The sequence below is a fragment of the Thalassolituus sp. UBA3500 genome (genome assembly GCF_002377545.1).
GTDB lineage: Bacteria > Pseudomonadota > Gammaproteobacteria > Pseudomonadales > Oceanobacteraceae > Thalassolituus.
The window spans coordinates 1-17,035 of the sequence record NZ_DFQB01000012.1 but is presented as its reverse complement, the minus strand read 5'-3'; the positions used below and the strand labels follow the sequence as shown (position 1 = coordinate 17,035).

At 50.0% G+C, this 17,035-nt stretch carries 16 protein-coding genes; all 16 read right to left on the bottom strand.

Annotation, left to right across the window (positions count from 1 at the left end):
* Positions 1–859 (bottom strand): DegT/DnrJ/EryC1/StrS family aminotransferase (locus tag B2R29_RS03350; protein WP_301179790.1); only part of this gene is annotated, 859 nt, incomplete at its 3' end.
* Complete coding sequence (locus B2R29_RS03345) at positions 852–1,847, bottom strand: Gfo/Idh/MocA family protein (protein WP_301179789.1); 996 nt, start codon at positions 1,845–1,847, stop codon at positions 852–854. The genes B2R29_RS03345 and B2R29_RS03350, both read right to left, overlap by 8 nt.
* Positions 1,844–2,503: a PIG-L deacetylase family protein gene (locus tag B2R29_RS03340; RefSeq protein ID WP_301179788.1), complete on the bottom strand. Its 660-nt coding sequence runs from the start codon at positions 2,501–2,503 to the stop codon at positions 1,844–1,846. Before B2R29_RS03340 ends, B2R29_RS03345 begins: the two co-directional genes overlap by 4 nt.
* A 4-nt stretch (positions 2,504–2,507) precedes the next feature.
* Positions 2,508–3,554 carry a pseudaminic acid synthase gene (pseI, locus tag B2R29_RS03335; RefSeq protein WP_301179787.1) on the bottom strand — a complete coding sequence of 349 codons (1,047 nt, stop codon included), beginning with the start codon at positions 3,552–3,554 and terminating at the stop codon, positions 2,508–2,510.
* Complete coding sequence (locus B2R29_RS03330; RefSeq protein WP_301179786.1) at positions 3,551–4,285, bottom strand: hypothetical protein; 735 nt, start codon at positions 4,283–4,285, stop codon at positions 3,551–3,553. The genes pseI and B2R29_RS03330 overlap by 4 nt, the downstream gene beginning before the upstream one ends.
* Positions 4,275–5,813: a UDP-2,4-diacetamido-2,4,6-trideoxy-beta-L-altropyranose hydrolase gene (gene pseG, locus B2R29_RS03325; protein ID WP_301179785.1), complete on the bottom strand. Its 1,539-nt coding sequence runs from the start codon at positions 5,811–5,813 to the stop codon at positions 4,275–4,277. The genes B2R29_RS03330 and pseG overlap by 11 nt, the downstream gene beginning before the upstream one ends.
* 3 nt (positions 5,814–5,816) lie before the next feature.
* Positions 5,817–6,506, bottom strand: a complete 690-nt coding sequence (gene pseF / locus B2R29_RS03320; RefSeq protein WP_297532798.1) for a pseudaminic acid cytidylyltransferase — start codon at positions 6,504–6,506, stop codon at positions 5,817–5,819.
* On the bottom strand, positions 6,503–7,660 hold the full coding sequence (pseC, locus tag B2R29_RS03315; protein WP_301179784.1) for a UDP-4-amino-4,6-dideoxy-N-acetyl-beta-L-altrosamine transaminase: 1,158 nt from the start codon (positions 7,658–7,660) through the stop codon (positions 6,503–6,505). The genes pseF and pseC overlap by 4 nt, the downstream gene beginning before the upstream one ends.
* A 2-nt stretch (positions 7,661–7,662) precedes the next feature.
* Positions 7,663–8,661 (bottom strand): UDP-N-acetylglucosamine 4,6-dehydratase (inverting), encoded by a 999-nt coding sequence (pseB, locus tag B2R29_RS03310; protein ID WP_301179783.1) that lies wholly within the window; start codon positions 8,659–8,661, stop codon positions 7,663–7,665.
* 67 nt (positions 8,662–8,728) lie between these two features.
* A complete protein-coding gene (locus B2R29_RS03305) occupies positions 8,729–9,304 on the bottom strand; it encodes a hypothetical protein (protein ID WP_301179782.1) in 576 nt (191 codons plus the stop codon).
* 68 nt (positions 9,305–9,372) lie between these two features.
* The gene (locus tag B2R29_RS03300) at positions 9,373–11,547 is read right to left on the bottom strand and encodes a GumC family protein (RefSeq protein WP_301179781.1); all 2,175 of its coding nucleotides are present in this window, start codon (positions 11,545–11,547) and stop codon (positions 9,373–9,375) included.
* 37 nt (positions 11,548–11,584) lie between these two features.
* Complete coding sequence (locus B2R29_RS03295) at positions 11,585–12,121, bottom strand: polysaccharide biosynthesis/export family protein (RefSeq protein WP_301179780.1); 537 nt, start codon at positions 12,119–12,121, stop codon at positions 11,585–11,587.
* Positions 12,122–12,191: 70 nt separating this feature from the next.
* Positions 12,192–13,397, bottom strand: a complete 1,206-nt coding sequence (locus B2R29_RS03290) for an outer membrane beta-barrel protein (RefSeq protein ID WP_301179779.1) — start codon at positions 13,395–13,397, stop codon at positions 12,192–12,194.
* Between the two features lie 82 nt (positions 13,398–13,479).
* A complete protein-coding gene (locus B2R29_RS03285; RefSeq protein WP_301179778.1) occupies positions 13,480–13,857 on the bottom strand; it encodes a hypothetical protein in 378 nt (125 codons plus the stop codon).
* A 33-nt stretch (positions 13,858–13,890) separates the two neighbouring features.
* Positions 13,891–15,294 carry an undecaprenyl-phosphate glucose phosphotransferase gene (locus tag B2R29_RS03280; RefSeq protein WP_301179777.1) on the bottom strand — a complete coding sequence of 468 codons (1,404 nt, stop codon included), beginning with the start codon at positions 15,292–15,294 and terminating at the stop codon, positions 13,891–13,893.
* Positions 15,295–15,524: 230 nt separating this feature from the next.
* A complete protein-coding gene (locus B2R29_RS03275; protein ID WP_301179776.1) occupies positions 15,525–16,931 on the bottom strand; it encodes an MBL fold metallo-hydrolase RNA specificity domain-containing protein in 1,407 nt (468 codons plus the stop codon).
* Between the last annotated feature and the right edge of the window lie 104 nt (positions 16,932–17,035).

Here is a 17,035-nt window from a genome sequence, read left to right as displayed (position 1 = left end):
CAACCAGCCCATTTAGCTTCTTCAACTGCTCCATGCCAATCGCGCACTCAATTTCTCCCAAGCGGAAGTTATAACCAAGCATGTTATTGATCGGCATAGCCTCCCGGTCAGGCAACACGGCTTCTGCATGATTGCGTATCAAGCGGACACGCTCCGCGAGTGCATCATCGTTGGTAACAACGACACCCCCCTCACCGGTATGAATATGTTTGTGGTAATTCAGACTATAACCACCAATATCCCCCAGGGTGCCCGCCCATTTTCCTTTGTACTTCGCGGCGGGTGCCTGCGCGGTATCGGAGATAATTTTCAGATTAAACTCATCAGCAATGGCTCGAAGCGCCTCCATATCGGCCGACTGCCCAAAAATATCGACGGCCATGATAGCCCGGGTTTTTTCTGAAATATTTCTCCGCACCGATTCTGGATCAAGGTTAAATGTTTGCGGATCGATATCTGCAAATACCGGGATGGCATTCCAATGTAGGATGGCCGTCGCACTGGCACACATAGTCCATGGCGTTACGATAATTTCATCACCCGGTTCGATATCAAGAGCACCCACCGCAGCGATCAGACCTGAGGTCCAGGAGTTGACCGTGATAGCGTGCTTAACACCAAAGTAGTCAGCGCACTGTGCCTCGAACGCCTGTACCTTGCTGCCGCCATAAAAATCGTCGTGCCAGCAACCCAGAAACTGAGACAGAACACCACTTTCCATAACCTTCTGCACAGCATCCTGCTCTTCTTTGCCAAGGCTGTTATAACGCGGAAACTCATGCGTAATAACAGGCGCGCCACCCTCAAGAGCAAGGGTTTCTGAACGCATGGCATCCAGTAATTCGTTTGTATTAGTCATCTACTCGTTCCAGAATCTGTTCTATCAAACGTTCCGTTTCTACCGCCTGCTCCGCAGCCCGATAATCAATAGGGCCAGACTGACTGAGCAGTGCGAGATCTATCACTTCAGATATGGCTTTTTCCATCACTGGAAGATATCCACCGGAACATGCGATTTCTTTACCCAAACGCTTATAGCCGGCAAACTCCGGGCTTTCTTCAACCCTCCGTTCGCTCCAGCGAAGCCCACCATCAAGCATACGGAATTCGCCTTTATCAGTCAGAAACGTCAGCTCAAACTGAGCGAAATCATCCGAGTCCGTACTATTTAGAGAACAGCGTATTCCACGATCAGACATCAGGACCATATCGATATCAGGATCATCCTTACGTGCGTTGCCTGGGCGAACCGCAGCCCACTCTGGGCTCAGCACGCCGACCACACCCGCCAACAAGTCCAGAAGGTGAGAGCCGTTATTGCGTATGCCCTTGTTGTACACCGCGGTGACCGCTTTAAGCGAACCCGGCCATTCTGCACTCTTGGTTTCCAGACCATTTTTAAGCTCAGCCAGCACTGAATCCCAACGGCGACTGTAATTAACAATCAAGGCGATATTATGCTGCCTGCATTTATCCAGTAACGCCTGACTCGTATCTGCAGAAGCCGATACAGGTTTCTCAAGAAATATTACTTTCGGTCTGAAGCGAAATACATCCTCAATTGAGCTACTGTGCACGGCGGTTGGAGTACAGATACTGACAATATCAAATTCACATTCAGCTGGTATTTCTTCGCACCCCGGGTACGCTTCACTGACTGACCAACGTTCTGCAAATCTCTCCGCAATCTCAATATCAGGATCGACGCAAGCAGCGAGTACGACATCGGATCGCTTACTGTAAGCACCGGCATGCGACAGCGCGTGCTCTTCCGTCGAGCGCTTTTCATCGAACCCGCCTGCGATTCGTCCACATCCAACAATAAGGACAGACAATGGCGTCGTCATACTGACTTCTCTACCGCCCGCAACAACATAAAGGCTTCCGCATATTCCACACCAACAGATGCGCCCCGAAGGCCGGCTAACTGACGTATATTCTGATATGAGCGGGTATGGGGGTACTCACGCATCTCTGAGTCGTACGGTGCGAGTGCCGACATTTTTTCCTCAATGGTGGCAGTTATATCTATCCAATAATTCGGCACAAACGTTTCATTCATTGACCATTCGGTACTGGAAAGAACCTCAAATGAAAGAATACGTTTTAAGGCAGGCAAAGAGTCCGGCTGGGGACGACATGCTGTCATGACCGCCTGAGCAGTCACGCGATGATCAATATTCAAATCACCCCAAAAGTGGGTATAAACAATTGAAGGGTTTAAGCGACGGATATGTGGCTCAAGGCTCTGTACGACATCCAGTAATGGCACAGAATCCAATTTATTATCAGGCCAGTCTAAAAAGATCCGTTCTGATATTCCGAGCGCATCGGCGCAATTGTTTGCGGCCAAACGGCGTTGCGTAATATCAGCCTCTTCACGAGAGGCTTCGCCATCTGCCATAAACAAAACATGAACCTGATCACCTGCGGCAGTATGCCTGGCTATAGTGCCACCACACCCAAGAACTTCATCATCGGGATGGGCAGCAACAACCAACACAATCTCACTCATCAAACGCCTCCCATTGCACGGGTGTACCCCGGCTTACTGAATCACTTAGCGCACGGCCGATGACATCATCGTAATATTTAGGCGCCAGACCGAAACCGGGACGAATACGACGGATATCATTCTCTCTGACAATATGGCCCGCGGGCAGATCTTTAACAAAGTACAAAGACCGGCGGAATCGGCGGTTCGGCTCTTCAGCTTTTTGTCGGGTATAAGCCTCACTACCCAATGCAGCCCAGGCGTTATTTGCGTCCTCGACTAACTGCTTCAACTCGTGCGGCTCAATAGAGAACTCACTGTCCGGACCTTTGTCTTCCCGGCTCAGGGTAAAGTGTTTCTCGATCACACTCGCGCCTAAGGAAACAGCAGCCACGGAAGCGACGGTTCCTAACGTATGATCAGACAACCCAACGGTAACGCCAAACTCTTTCTCAAGGGTGGCCATCTGGCGGATATTCGCCTGCTCCATCGGCGCTGGATAGCTACTGATGCAGTGCAGCAACACCAGATCCTTGCAACCAGAAGCGCGCGCGGCATCTACCGCCTCTTTCACTTCTTCCAGGCTCGCCATTCCCGTCGACATGATCAAAGGTTTACCGGTGGCTGCAATACAGCGAATTAATGGGATATCAGTCAGCTCAAACGACGCGACTTTGTATGCAGGCGTATTTAGCGATTCCAGAAGCTCTACAGCCGACTCATCGAACGGCGTAGAAAACAAAGTAATACCTCGCGCCTTTGCATGATCGAACATGGCCTTATGCCATTCATAAGGCGTTTCGGCCCACTTATAGAGGTCGTAAAGCTTGTAGCCATCCCACAAACCACCATGAATCTGAAAATCAGGTAAATCGCAGTCGATGGTCATGGTGTCTGCAGTATAAGTCTGAATTTTGACTGCGCTGGCCCCTGCATCAGCGGCCGCATCAATGGTCTGCAACGCTTTTGCGAGATCGCCGTTATGATTAGCAGACACCTCAGCAATAATATACGGCTTGAAAGAGGCGCCTATCTTTCGGCCTGAAATAGAAAACGTCATGGCTTCTCTCTCTGTTTTACTTCGGATGTTGATCTTTCTGAACCTGTTAAAGAAATAACAACGCTCGCTTTCAGTTCGCCCTCATGTAATTCGGCATCCGTGTAGCGCAGAATGTACTGGCCAGAACGACTGAACGCATGAGGGTAACCATCGGCATCCAGCATACGTATGAAATCATAAAGTATCTCAGGGGAAGCACCGTTCGGAATTTCACTCTCCTCCGGTGTACGACGCTTAAACACAACGACTTCACCCGTCTGATCTTCAGGTTCAGGTTGCTCAACAATCATTGAGCGAATGATATCCGTCGATAACTCCCCCACTCTTCTGTAGATCTGTTCTGCCGTGCCACTCAGGGATAAGCCCCGTTTCGCATAAACAGGCCCGGCATCCATAGCCTCGACCATTCGGAACGCAGTAAGCACCGTTTCCTGATGACCGCGAAGAATCAAATTCTGCAATGGGCTGCCACCTCGCCCGTAGGGCAGGTCCGTCATATGGAAGCACACGCACTCATGCTGCGCCCATACGCTTTCGGGCACATGATGACTCCAGTGCAAGAAAAATATATAACGCGGAGACTCGATCTCCCTGACAGCTTCGAGCAATTCATCAGGCGTCGATACCCAGTACCAATCGCCTTCGTACTCTTCCTTCAAAGTTTCAAACGAGGTTCGATGCCACTCTTTATTGCTCGCAATAATATATGCAGACGCAATATCAGTACTCATAGCGACGTCCTCCTGTTTTCTGAAAGCCCGCTCGTTTGAATACTTTCCGCGAGGCAAAATTACCGGGAGCAACATCGGCGCAAAAACGTGTTTCGGGATAACGACTTACAAGCGCTTTCAATGCGTTAACAGCAAGCTTCCGCCCGCGAAAGTTCCGGCTGATAAGGATAGATACTTCTGAGCTACCTAAAGAGCTACCTACAGAACTACTTTTAGAACTAGTTACAGCGCCATCCACTCGCACGTAGCCCGCCTTCTCTCCGTTAAATAGAACGATATACAGGCTAACCGAAGCGTCAGACATAACACCTTGATACCAACGTCTGTGTTGCGACCAGCGCGGCAGTTGTGGCGTACGGAAAAAACGACGGGCTCCGGGTTGCTTCTGCCAACGATAGAAATCCCGCATGTCACTCACTATCGCGGAGCGCAGAGTCATGCCTTCCGGCTTTGTGTTTTCAACGGCCTGGATAACACACCGACTGCCACTCTTCTCAATGAGGTTGGCTGAGCTATCCTGCATACTCTGACGCACCTCATCAGATTCAACAAGACTTCTGAACGCGGAGGTATCAAAACTGCCAGCTGTGCCAGAGTAGTCTGCTACGACTTTTACCAGGCCATTATCTTCAGCATAACTGGCCTGGGGTTTCTGATTATCAGCAACAATCACCAATGCAGTAGGCAATCTCATAGCGACCCGTTCCCACAGAGAACCTCCAGATGCACCAATACAAACATCGTGAGAGCGATACAGGCCTGCCATATCGTCGCAGTGATCAATTAAGTTCACCGAAAATGGATATTCGCTGCTCTGACTACGAGACTGAATACGAGAAAATGCAGGAGATGACTGACTCAAAAGCACGGTAAAACTTAGCTTATTGACGAAGTCTTCGCTGGCCAATGCATCGAGAATATCAGCACTTAGACCACGATGGTCGTATCCGCCCAGATTAAGTAAAACCCGCTGAACTCTTCTGGAAGAACTGCAAGGTTCAGCAAAAAACTCCTCACGGATAAGATTAAAACCAGAGCCAGAGAGTACCTTTTCAGAACGAATATACTCTTGATAATCTGAAGCAACGGCGCCTGGTCTTGGGTCAAGAAGTAAGTCAGCACTGACTTTCCGGTGCGGCCAGTCTTCGATTAAAAGCAAACAATAGCCCGCGCGTTTAATTGCCGAGATCCATGGCTCACCGTAGCCGTAATGATCGACGACGATCCAGTCAAGCTGATAGCCCGCCACTGTACTTAAAAAGTACCGGGCCTCAGTCTCCTGCTGACTTGTTTCGTATTCAGCTTCAATTGCTACCGATGATTGCTGACAGCCATATTCCAGCGAAGGAAGCCTGATAATCCGGATACCAGTCGCATTGATTCGCTTCTCAAGAGCAGCATCGATATCAGAAACAAAAAAGCAAACCTCATGCCCCTGCGTCATGGCTGCACGTGCCAGAGTCAGGCAGCGCATTACATGCCCTGTACCTACTCTCTCTGATGCATCGCAACGAAACGCAATTTTCATGCGTTACCCCAGAATTGCCGGAGCCATCAGTTCTGCTCTCGCCCAATCATCTGGAGTATCAATATCCTGAACCCGCCATCGAGGAATGACGAACGCCTGAGAATGCGGAGCAAAAATAAGATCGCCATCCATCCAGGCTTTGGCGTGGCCCCAGTAGAATTGTCCTGCATCGTGATACGCCACCGGTAGATCCTGGCTGCGCTTTTCAAAGTTTTCTGGCCAGAACATCTCGACAGAATGATCATCTTCTACCTGAAAGGAGCGGAAGATCGGCGCCGCAAACTCTGTTGCGGTAAAACAATACATGCTGTCTGTGCGCTTAAACTGCTTATAAGAAGCCTCTAAATCGTCTGCTGAAATAAAGGGGGCGGTTGCGTAGATACAACAAACATCAACAGGGGCCTCGCCTTCGTCAATAAGAGTATCGATTGCATGCGCAATGACCGGAATCGTGGCCGTATGATCATCCGACAGATACGCCGGGCGCATAAACGGAACTTCAGCTCCGAGTGTGCGGGCTATTTCAGCAATTTCATCGTCATCGGTAGAGACAATAATACGGTCGAACAATCCACATTGAATCGCTGCATCAATCGACCAGGCGATCATCGGTTTACCCGCAAAATGCTTAATGTTCTTTCGTGGAATCCGCTTACTGCCACCGCGAGCGGGTATCACAGCGATCCGACTCATATCAGAACGTCCTCCAAAACGTTAGCTACCGTGTTCTGCTGTTCTTCTGTCATTCCGTGAAATAACGGGATACTGATCGCTTCTGTGTAATATTTCTCGGCCGCAGGGAAGTCCCCCATCGCAAAGCCACGAGCAGCGTAATACGGCTGCAAATGCACCGGAATATAATGCAGATTAACGCCAATGCCCGCCTCACGGAGTTCCTTAAATACCTGCTTCTGCGATTTCTTAATCAGATCAGGTTTAATTCTCAATATGTACAAATGCCAGGCCGATACTGACCACTCGGCCTGGTACGGCAACGTCACCGGCAGGCTACTCAATAGCGAAAAATATCGTTCAGCCAGTGCGCGTCGTTGCTCAATAAACTGACTCAGGCGCTGCATCTGACTAACGCCCAAGGCCGCCTGAAGGTCCGTCATGCGATAGTTAAAACCAAGCTCCTGCTGCTGGTAATACCAATCACCATCGGGCTCTTGAGTCATCAAAGCTGGATCACGGGTAATGCCGTGCGAGCGCAACCGCGCCATAGTATTCGCCAGCTCCTCATCCTGAGTCACTGTCATACCGCCCTCACCCGTCGTAATAATCTTTACTGGATGAAAGCTGAAGACAGTAATATCAGAGTAACGGCAATTCCCTACCGGCAAACCGGCATAATCTGCCCCTATCGCATGAGAAGCATCTTCAATGACTTTGAAATTAAAACGTTCTGCGAGGTCAGCGATGGCCTTCATGTCGCACGACTGGCCAGCTAAATGAACGGGGATCAGCACATCAGGTAAAGTACCCGCCTGCTCAGCCTCAACGAGCTTTTCGGTCAGAGCCTCGATACTGAGGTTGTAGGTCTGGCTATCGATGTCGACAAAATCAACGTCAGCACCGCAGTAAAGAGCACAATTAGCAGAAGCAACAAAGGTTACCGGGCTGGTCCAGACTCGACGTCCCCTGCCTACTCCTAAGGCCAGACAAGCGATATGAAGTGCAGAGGTAGCACTGTTAACAGCTACACCAAACGCCGCACCAACGGCATCACAAACCGCGGATTCAAAGGCAGGGACAGCCGGCCCCTGAGTCAGGAAGTCAGACTGAAGTGCTTCAGTGACCGCTTTGATATCCTCGCTCGTAATGTTCTGGCGCCCGTATGGGATCATAGTTAAATCTTCCCGATTCTATCCCGGTTATGCTCAATCCAATGCTGAAGCTCAGCATCGGTCATCCACTCTGAGTTATTATCACTTGAATAGGTAAAGCCTTCGGGTACCAGCTTGCCGTCTTTTATACGCTCAGGGCAATGGTCCCAACCGTTGATACTCGGCAGAATTTTAAAATGTTCGTCGTACTCGTAAGTGTGGAACGAATCCTCACTGCCAATCATCTGCTCATGCAGCTTTTCGCCCGGGCGGATACCTACGACCTTCTGTTCGGCTTCCGGGGCCACAACACGCGCAAGATCCGTTACCTTCATCGACGGAATTTTCTTCACGTAGATTTCACCGCCGACCATGTCTTCAAAAGCATGCCAGACCAGTTTCACGGCATCCTCTAGTGAGATCATAAAGCGTGTCATTCGATCATCAGTAATCGGTAACACACCCGACTCCTTAATCGACTGAAAGAACGGAATCACAGACCCGCGCGAGCCCATCACATTGCCGTAGCGCACGACCGAGAAGTTGGTGCCATGCTCGCCCGAATACGCATTACCCGACACAAACAACTTATCCGAGGCGAGCTTAGTCGCACCATAGAGATTGACCGGAGAACTGGCCTTATCCGTAGAAAGCGCCACACAGCTTTCGATACCGTGATCGATACAGGCATCAATCACATTCATCGCGCCATTGATGTTAGTTTTTACGCACTCGAACGGGTTGTACTCAGCGATCGGAACGATCTTAGTCGCCGCAGCATGCACCACATAATCAACGCCATCTAAGGCTCGATACAAACGGTCTTTATCTCGTACATCGCCAATGAAGAAACGAACCCTGGGATCACCCTCGAAGAGCTTCGCCATCTCCCACTGCTTCATCTCATCACGAGAAAACACAATGATCCGGCGCGGGTTGTACTTCTCAAGCGTCATCGGAACAAAAGCATGGCCAAATGACCCAGTGCCACCCGTGACCAGAATGCTTTTCCCATCGAACATAGTCAAACTCCTGACGCTTTAAATCATATCCATGAGATTCAGCAATCAGTGTGCCATGTCTATCGGATTACTGGCAGGCGCGCCTTACGAGCTTCCAGGGCATCTCAGTACACAGGTTGAGGTTGTAGGCTTTAAGCTCTTTGATGATGTCCAGCATGTCCCGCCGGATCGTGCCCTGGGTCTTCTGGAGGCGTAGTACTACCCATTGTTTCTGGTCTGAACGTAACTTGTTCCAACTGTAGAGAGACAACTCAAGTAGATTTCGGTCTAACCCTCGTTCGTTAGGCGCAAGCGACGTAACCCGATCGAAGCGAGCCTGAATCGATTCCGCTGAACGGTTAAGAAGGTACTCCGCATCAAACGCCCCCAGATGGTAATAAGGCCAAAGGGGCCTACCTTCCATCGCCCGCTCGTAAAGTGCGAGCACTCTTTCAAGAAGCGCCTCACGTTCAGCATCCAATGGAAGCGTCACAGCGTAAGCTCGTAAATAAGAAGCGTAAGAAGCAGCAGCATCAGAGTGCCAGGGGGCGAGAGTCAACGCAGATTCAAAATACGGACTGGTTCCGGAGTCCGTGTCCGAGGCTTTACCTAACTCAGTCAGCAAAGAAACCAACGCTAAGTAGGCCGCGAATAAAGCGGGCAATAAAATAAGCCACCAATAGCGAGAAATAACACCCGCTACTCGTGACCCACCTATCAAGTTACGCCCCATTACCCCTGAACAGACTTCGATGAATATCCGTAAACATCGTAGTAGCCCGCATAGGAATCAGCGTATTTGGCTTCGCGATCAATATTCACCTGATTCAACACCACGCCCAGCACGCGGGCATTATTGTTATCAAGCTTACTCAAGCCATCCTGCGCGAGCTTGTCTTTCGTCGCATCCGCCTTAACGACATAGACAACGCCATCTACCAGAGTCGACAGGTACAAGGCATCGCTCACGGCCTGCATAGGCGCAGAGTCAATAATAATGCGCTGATAACGCCCACGGAGTGTATCGAGGATGTCACGGAAATTCTTCGAACCCAGCAACTCAAGCGGGTTAGGTGGAATCGGTCCGGCTGAAATCACATCAATACCCAGCTCTGGGCGCGACTGAATACATTCATCCAACATATCCGGGTAAGCAACCGCGTTAGACAGACCCGGAACATGCGGAGCCAACCCTAACTTCTTCGCAACCGACGGACGACGCATATCGCAGTCAATCAATAGAGTCTTTTCCATCTGCCCAAAAGCTTCAGCAATATTCGTCGAGGTGGTCGTTTTGCCTTCGCTCGGCACCGATGAGGTCACCAGAATAACCGACGCAGGCTGCTCCATACTTGCTAGCGTCAGCCCCGTACGTAAGGTACGAACAGATTCCCTGAAGCCATCCATCCCTTCGCCGACAAACGCCCGTACCATCTGCTCTGCATCACCCGCATCCTGCTTTTTACCTACCAGAGGCAACAGTCCAAGCATAGGTACATCAAGCTTACGCTCAACATCGTCCAGATTCTTGATGGTTGAATCGAGAATATCCAGTAAGAAAGCCAGTGCGACACCGAACATACCGCTGACTACGAGAGCCAACAGAACAATTAATTTTTTGTTCGGCTTGATCGGTTCCACAGGTTTAATGGCCGGGTCCACCACACGGGCGTTCGCCGTTTGCAGGTCTCCGGTTGCACTTGTCTCACTGACGCGATTAAAGAAAGCCTCGTACAGCTGACGGTTAGTCCGCACCTCGCGCTGATATTCACTCAGAGTAAATTCAGTTCTATTCAAGTTACGCACATCGGACTTAGAGTTTCTTAGTGCTTTCTCAAGAGAGTTTTCTTTGCTTTGAGCAACCAGGTAGTTGCTTTCAATCGACGTCGCGATCCGCTTCATCTGCGTTAAAACAGACTCACGAACCGCCTCGAGATCAGATTCCGCAGCGATCATCTTAGGATGAAGCGGACCATAGCGCTTTTTCAGTTCAGAAACTTTCAGTTCGGCCTGAGTTTCTGCATCACGCAGATTAACGACAACGGGGTTACTGATGATACTTGGCAGACTCGATAAGTTATCGTAATTCAGTGCACCTAATGACTGCAGCTGTTCATAAGTTCCCTGAAGCTCCAACCTGCGGGCACGAGCCTCAACTAAGGCTTCCGTTATCTGGTCAATTTCTTTGGCAACCAGCGTATCGACACCCTCGACATCAACCAGATCGTTGTCTTCACGATATTGCTGTAGCTTACGTTCAGATGCTTCAAGCTTAGCCTTCAAGCCACCCAGACGGTCACTCAGCCAGCCTGCTGCCTGCTGCGTAACTTCTACTTTTGCGTCAAGCTGACTTTCAATAAATTGTTGCGCCATGGCATTTGCGGCCACACGCGCCATTTCAGCAGACTCACTGTCTACGGAAACCTTTACCAGCTGAGTTTTACGTACCGGCGAAATTGACACTGCTTCCCAGAAGGTATCGACCGTTTCAGCCAATATCTCTTCTTCTGTCAGCGGCTCTGCCTCCCCCAAAATCATTTCTTTAATAGAGAAGGACTTTTTGTTGGCAGGGTGAGCAGGGTTAAACTCTGGATTATCGATCAGCCCTAGTTCAAGAACCGTACGCTTAGCCAGCTCTCGGGACTTAAGAATCTCAAACTGAGTTTGATAATACTCATCTGAGGCAGAACCAAGCCCGTAAACTTCCTCAATAGAAAGTACTTTAGCTTCTTCAGCTTCAATAAGAATCGTCGCAGTTGCGCGGTATACAGGAGTTATTGCAAGAGCAACAAGCACCGCAATCACAGTAATAATAGCGCTGAACAGAATAATTTTTTTCAGCTGTCGGCGAATCACCTGCCAATAATGAGAGAGATCAATGACCTCAACGGCTGCATGATTATTCATACCTGCACTCTTCATCTGGTTATCCATACAATTCTACTTAGAAGAAGCCCTGCTCAATGGTAATCACATCGCCTGGTCGCACGACATCGGCAAGTTTCGCTTTCTCTTTCTGGATTGACTGAGTCACTACCTCATCAGCCGCTTTATCTCGAACCACATAAATGCGGTTTTTAGATGCACGTTCCGTCAAGCCGCCAGCGATAGATATAGCCCGCTCTACCGTAAGGCCAGGATGGAAAGAATAACTACCCGGTTTTTCGACTTCCCCGGTGACGTAAAAAGGCCGGTACTCCATGATGGAGACAGACACACTAGGGTCAACAAGATACGGGCCTTTGAGTTTCTCCAACAATTTCAACTCGAGCTGCTTCGGGCTCAAGCCCTCAACATCGACATCACCCAGCAAGGGATAGGAGATCGTGCCCGACAAACCAATACGTAACTCAAGGCTCAGATCGGGCTCATCGTAGACACTGATAGAAATCAGGTCACCAGCACCCAGGCGGTAAGCATTTTCATTAGCGAAAGATGGGAGGGAAATTGCAATCAGAAGCAGGCCAAAAAAGCGCAGCATGGAGGTACTCTTTGTTATTACATCAGAGGAGGCTCGGGGCTATGTCCGCCCCGAACAAGCGATTGATCTATCAGATCGCCAGTACAACACCCAGAGTGACAACTTGCTGGTCGTAGTCCAGGCCAGCGGTCGAAGAATCACGCTCTGCCTGTTTCAGGCTGCCATATACATCGAGTGACGTAGTCGGCGAATAGGTACCCTTCAGACCATAAGTAAGAGTGTCATCTTCACGATCGTCTGCTTCATTATAGTAGGTATCGCTCGCAAGAGAGACGTCAGCAGTCAGAGCAAAAAATTCTGAGAACTCATGCTCCCAACTAACCATCGAGTACTTGCTGTCGATATAGTTACCTACACTGCTCGCTTCGTTCGATGCCTGAGAAGTGAACACCGTAATCGTTGAGTAGGTACGTGGCGTCCAGATGCCCTGCACTTCCCAACTCAGAGCCGTATCAGAATCAACGTCGTCTGAATCGAAGTTACGTTGCGCAGCACCCACTTTGGCACTACCACTCAGCTTACCTGTGAGATCGTAAGACATACCCACCAGCGCTTTGGTCAGGCTACCTTCACGACCTTCGGTGATGATGTTGTCTTCGTTGTAGTCAATATTTGCTGTGCTCAAATCAATCAGGAAGTTGCTTCGATCACTCACGTAAATCGCCGTATCAACACTCAAGGTCGTTTTGACGTGGTCACGGTTAGCAGTGGCGGCTACGTTCAGGTTGTTCTGATATTCTTTTTCATAACGGTTCAGACCAAAGGTCATGTTGAACAGCGCATTGGCGCTACCGTATGTGAAAGCAGCATCCCAGATGTTTTCGTCGTATTCATCAGGGTCTTTGATCTCAAGAGCTGCCGAACCCTCGGTAGTACCCGCACCACGAGCATCGTGCAGAGAGTTCACCTGTGCACTCAATGCCAGAGCATGGCGAGAAGTCATTTCGAAATCAGCGCCAACATTGATACGAGTATCCGTATAGTTGTCGTCTTCATCAGCCGAGTACGTACCTTTCTCGGCAGCAAAGCCTAATGCCAGCTGAGTCTGCCCCAGATCTGCCGCAATGGCGATTGCAGGTGACAAACGGGTCACGGTTGACGATTCCTGAGTTTCTTCAGGTTGCAGGTAAACGTTGTCATTATCTTCTACTGACAACTCAACTGACGGCAGCAATGTAATACCACTATCGAGTAGAATGCCCTGCGGCTCAACTGCCTGTGCGCCAAAGCTGGCGGCCATTACAGCAACACTGAGCGGTATTTTTACAGACTTCATAGTATTCCCCTTAAAAATCAAGACTCTGCACAGGCAAAGCCTCAGTATCCATTTGCCATCCATTCGCCAGATTGCGAGCAAATCAGGCCGGTTTAGTTCTCGACCAGACAAACCTTACTGACAAGTACCCCAATGCTCCTGTCAGTAGCCCCAATGATCCGAATGCAAGATCAAGCAACTCAAAACGCCGTGAGGCCAGAACGTACTGGAGGCCTTCATCCAGCGATAAGGCTGCTGCCAGCACGCAGCAAACGCCAATGGTACGCGTAATTGGCGCTAAATCTAACACCCGTTCCGACGCAAAACAAGCCAATACGGCCAAGATGGCCGACAATGTAAAATGCATGCTTTTGTCGCCACCGAGCCAGGCTTCCAGCCCGTGTATCTGCGTTAAGCCAATCTCAGCCGACTTGCACGCACTTAACACGATCAATCCGATGGCATAGACCAGAAACAACACGGCTGGCCACCGCTGCGCTTCTGCTTTCATTATCTAGTGAACGTGTTTCCCGACAAACCCTTTAAAGAAGGTCAGCACGACAATTTTCACATCCATCCACAACGACCAGTTACGGATATAATCCAGGTCGTACTCAACACGCCCTTCCATCTTATCCAGCGTATCTGTTTCGCCGCGATAACCGTTGATTTGTGCCCAGCCGGTAATACCAGGTTTCACTTTGTGGCGCAGCATGTAGTACGGAATCAGTTTCCGATACTCTTCGTTGTGCGCAACCGCGTGAGGCCGAGGGCCAACCACCGACATACTACCCTGCAAAACATTAATAAATTGTGGCAGTTCATCCAGCGACGTCTTGCGGATAAAGGCACCAACTGGGGTAATACGCGCATCGCCTTTGGTCGCCTGCATCACCTTATCGCCGTTATCCATGGTCGTCATACTACGGAATTTCCAGACCTCAATCCGACGACCATCCAGTCCATAACGAATCTGTTTAAAGACAACCGGCCCTTTAGAAGTGAACTTCACAGCCCCAGCAATAACCAGCATAGGAATAGCTATCACAGTAAGCACAGCCAACGAAAAGACAATATCGAACATCCGCTTAAGAACGTCATTGATGCCAAAGATAGGCGAGTCATACACGCTCAGCGTCTGCATGTGGCCAACCTCGCTCAGGCGGGCATGCAGCAGATTGTACGTAAAGAAATCAGGAATAAGGTGAACAGATGCCGTTGTGTCACCGCATTTTTCCAGAATCTCAGCAATGCGTACCTGGGCTTTCAGCGGCAGAGCGATAAAGATCACTTCAAACTTACCCGACTGAGTGAGATGAATCAGTTCGTCGATGGTTCCCATCAGCTCGACATCATCGTATTCAGCCATGATCCGTTCATCACAACGATCATCAAAGAAGCCCCAGAACTGATAGCCAAGCTCTGGGCTCCGATCAATCTGCCTGCGCATTTCGATAGCGGCTTCATTCACACCGACAATGGCAACCCGGCGAGTGTTATAACCGCGCAACCGGATCTCTTTGAGAAAAAGCCTGAAAATCAGACGCCAGGTACTCAGAAAAACTAAAGCACCTACCATCCAGGTCCCCATGACGAGGCGAGAAAAATCCTCCGAGACCTTGGCAAAGAACGCCAGGACAATAAGACCAGTGGCAACCAGCACCCAGGCAGACGAAGTCACTGTGATCATACGAAGCGCCGTCGCAGCGCGCCAGGAGCGGTAAACCTCCAGAGACTCAGCCACGAGAAGATAGCTCATTGAAGCAATAAGGCCCGCTGTCAGGTAGCCAACGTGCGGAGTAATCTCGTAGCCAATCACACAGACGAACAGGGTCATCAGAATGATGGACAGGTCGATTACGCGATAAAGAACACCGAAAGAGTTCTCATTCGAGCGGATGAGTCCTTGTTTCGTCATAACTACCTCTGACTACGAATTCCCTTTTTTGCGCCACATAGTGATTCGTGACGTAACTTTATGTGAATTATGTGACGGGGGTCCGAAAGTGTCCATCCCCCGTATGGGTAAAGTTACCGTCAGGCGAGTGACAATCGTTCTATTCGTACGATTCGTGAACGACTTTGTCGCAATTGCACAATTTTCAGACGACGCAGATTAAAGGCATTCCATGACAAAAAAATGAATTGTCACGGAATAACTACTTGAGAATCAGTAAATTGGCGCTGAATCTTACTCCTCAGCGCGGCTTTCGCCTCATCATCACCATGAACAATGCGTACAGTTTTGGGGCGGTAGCGCATACGCTTAATAAAGTTCAGCAAATCCTTCTGGTCCGCATGAGCACTGTACCCAGACAAGGTATACACACCCGCCCGAATGTCTGTTTTCTCGCCGTCCAGGTAGACATACCCACCTCGCGGGCCATACTTCTGAATGTCCCTGCCCGGTGTCCCCTGAGCCTGATACCCCACAAACACAACATCAGTGCGTTTATCGGGTAACAAAGCCTTCAGGTAGTTCATCATCCGTCCACCTGCGCACATGCCACTTGCGGCAATCACAATCGCTGGCTTTCCCGTGTTGGCCAGATATTCGACGGTCTGAACATGCTCCCGGTGAGATTCGATGGTCGTCAGCTGCTCAAACGACAAAGGATGGCGGCCAGACCGAAGACGCTGCCTTGCCTCGGCATCCCATAGCTTCTTTAACGAACGATAGTGTGCCGTGAATTCAGCAGCTAATGGAGAATCGACAATGATATCGAGTGACTCCCACAGGGCTGCTTGCTCATCATTTGTCGACTTGTGCGTTGCCCGGTGAATGATCTCCTCGATCTCATACAGCAGCTCCTGCGTGCGCCCAATCGAAAATGCCGGAATCAGAACCGTCCCCCGATTCTTGAGGCAGCGCTCGATCGTCTTCTGCAAACGTTGTCGACGGGTTCTCCTGCCCTCGTGGCACTTATCACCGTAAGTACTCTCAATCACCAGATCATCGCAACGATACGGCGACTTAGGCGCGGGCAGTAGTGGCGAATACGGCGCCCCGAGATCCCCCGAAAACACGACACGTTTTGAGCCACGTAACTTCTCACCCACAGCGCATTCAACATACGCAGAACCAAGAATATGCCCTGCGCGCTGAAACTTGAGTTGCAGCGCAGGGATAGAAGCAGGAACAAACCACTCCTTGAACGGCACAGCAATCAACTGCTTATCCAGCAAACGCAAGAAATTATTAATCAGAGACTCGTCACGGGTAACACCGACTTTCAGAGCATCTTCCAACACCAGGGGCAACAATTGAGCTGTTGCTTCAGTGGCGTAGATAGGGCCAGAAAAACCCGCCGCCATCAGATAAGGAATACGCCCGACGTGATCAATGTGACAGTGAGTGACGACTAACGCCCTAACCCTCGATATATCGAAATCGATGGGCGACTCGCCCCTGGCCAGACCTTCAGAAATGGCCTCGCCCTCAGCACCCTGAAACATACCGCAATCAATAAGAATGGCATCGCCCGAATCCAGCGTCAGCCGGTGGCAAGAACCCGTGACGCCATCAACCGCGCCATGGTGAGAGATTTTGTACATATATCTTCCTTGATATGTGTTTTTGTTGAGGTCGGGCGACCTTTATAAATCTGTGGGAGCGAATCAGCCAGCCTACTACACCCTGTGGGAAATGAGATGGACCC

Excerpts from the sequence above, each read along its gene's own strand:
- B2R29_RS03345 (WP_301179789.1), bottom strand. The coding sequence starts at position 1,847 with ATGACGACGCCATTGTCTGTCCTTATTGTTGGATGTGGACGAATCGCA.
- pseI (WP_301179787.1), bottom strand. The coding sequence starts at position 3,554 with ATGACGTTTTCTATTTCAGGCCGAAAGATAGGCGCCTCTTTCAAGCCG.
- B2R29_RS03330 (WP_301179786.1), bottom strand. The coding sequence starts at position 4,285 with ATGAGTACTGATATTGCGTCTGCATATATTATTGCGAGCAATAAAGAG.
- pseG (WP_301179785.1), bottom strand. The coding sequence starts at position 5,813 with ATGAAAATTGCGTTTCGTTGCGATGCATCAGAGAGAGTAGGTACAGGG.
- pseF (WP_297532798.1), bottom strand. The coding sequence starts at position 6,506 with ATGAGTCGGATCGCTGTGATACCCGCTCGCGGTGGCAGTAAGCGGATT.
- pseC (WP_301179784.1), bottom strand. The coding sequence starts at position 7,660 with ATGATCCCATACGGGCGCCAGAACATTACGAGCGAGGATATCAAAGCG.
- pseB (WP_301179783.1), bottom strand. The coding sequence starts at position 8,661 with ATGTTCGATGGGAAAAGCATTCTGGTCACGGGTGGCACTGGGTCATTT.
- B2R29_RS03300 (WP_301179781.1), bottom strand. The coding sequence starts at position 11,547 with ATGAATAATCATGCAGCCGTTGAGGTCATTGATCTCTCTCATTATTGG.
- B2R29_RS03295 (WP_301179780.1), bottom strand. The coding sequence starts at position 12,121 with ATGCTGCGCTTTTTTGGCCTGCTTCTGATTGCAATTTCCCTCCCATCT.
- B2R29_RS03290 (WP_301179779.1), bottom strand. The coding sequence starts at position 13,397 with ATGAAGTCTGTAAAAATACCGCTCAGTGTTGCTGTAATGGCCGCCAGC.
- B2R29_RS03280 (WP_301179777.1), bottom strand. The coding sequence starts at position 15,294 with ATGACGAAACAAGGACTCATCCGCTCGAATGAGAACTCTTTCGGTGTT.
- B2R29_RS03275 (WP_301179776.1), bottom strand. The coding sequence starts at position 16,931 with ATGTACAAAATCTCTCACCATGGCGCGGTTGATGGCGTCACGGGTTCT.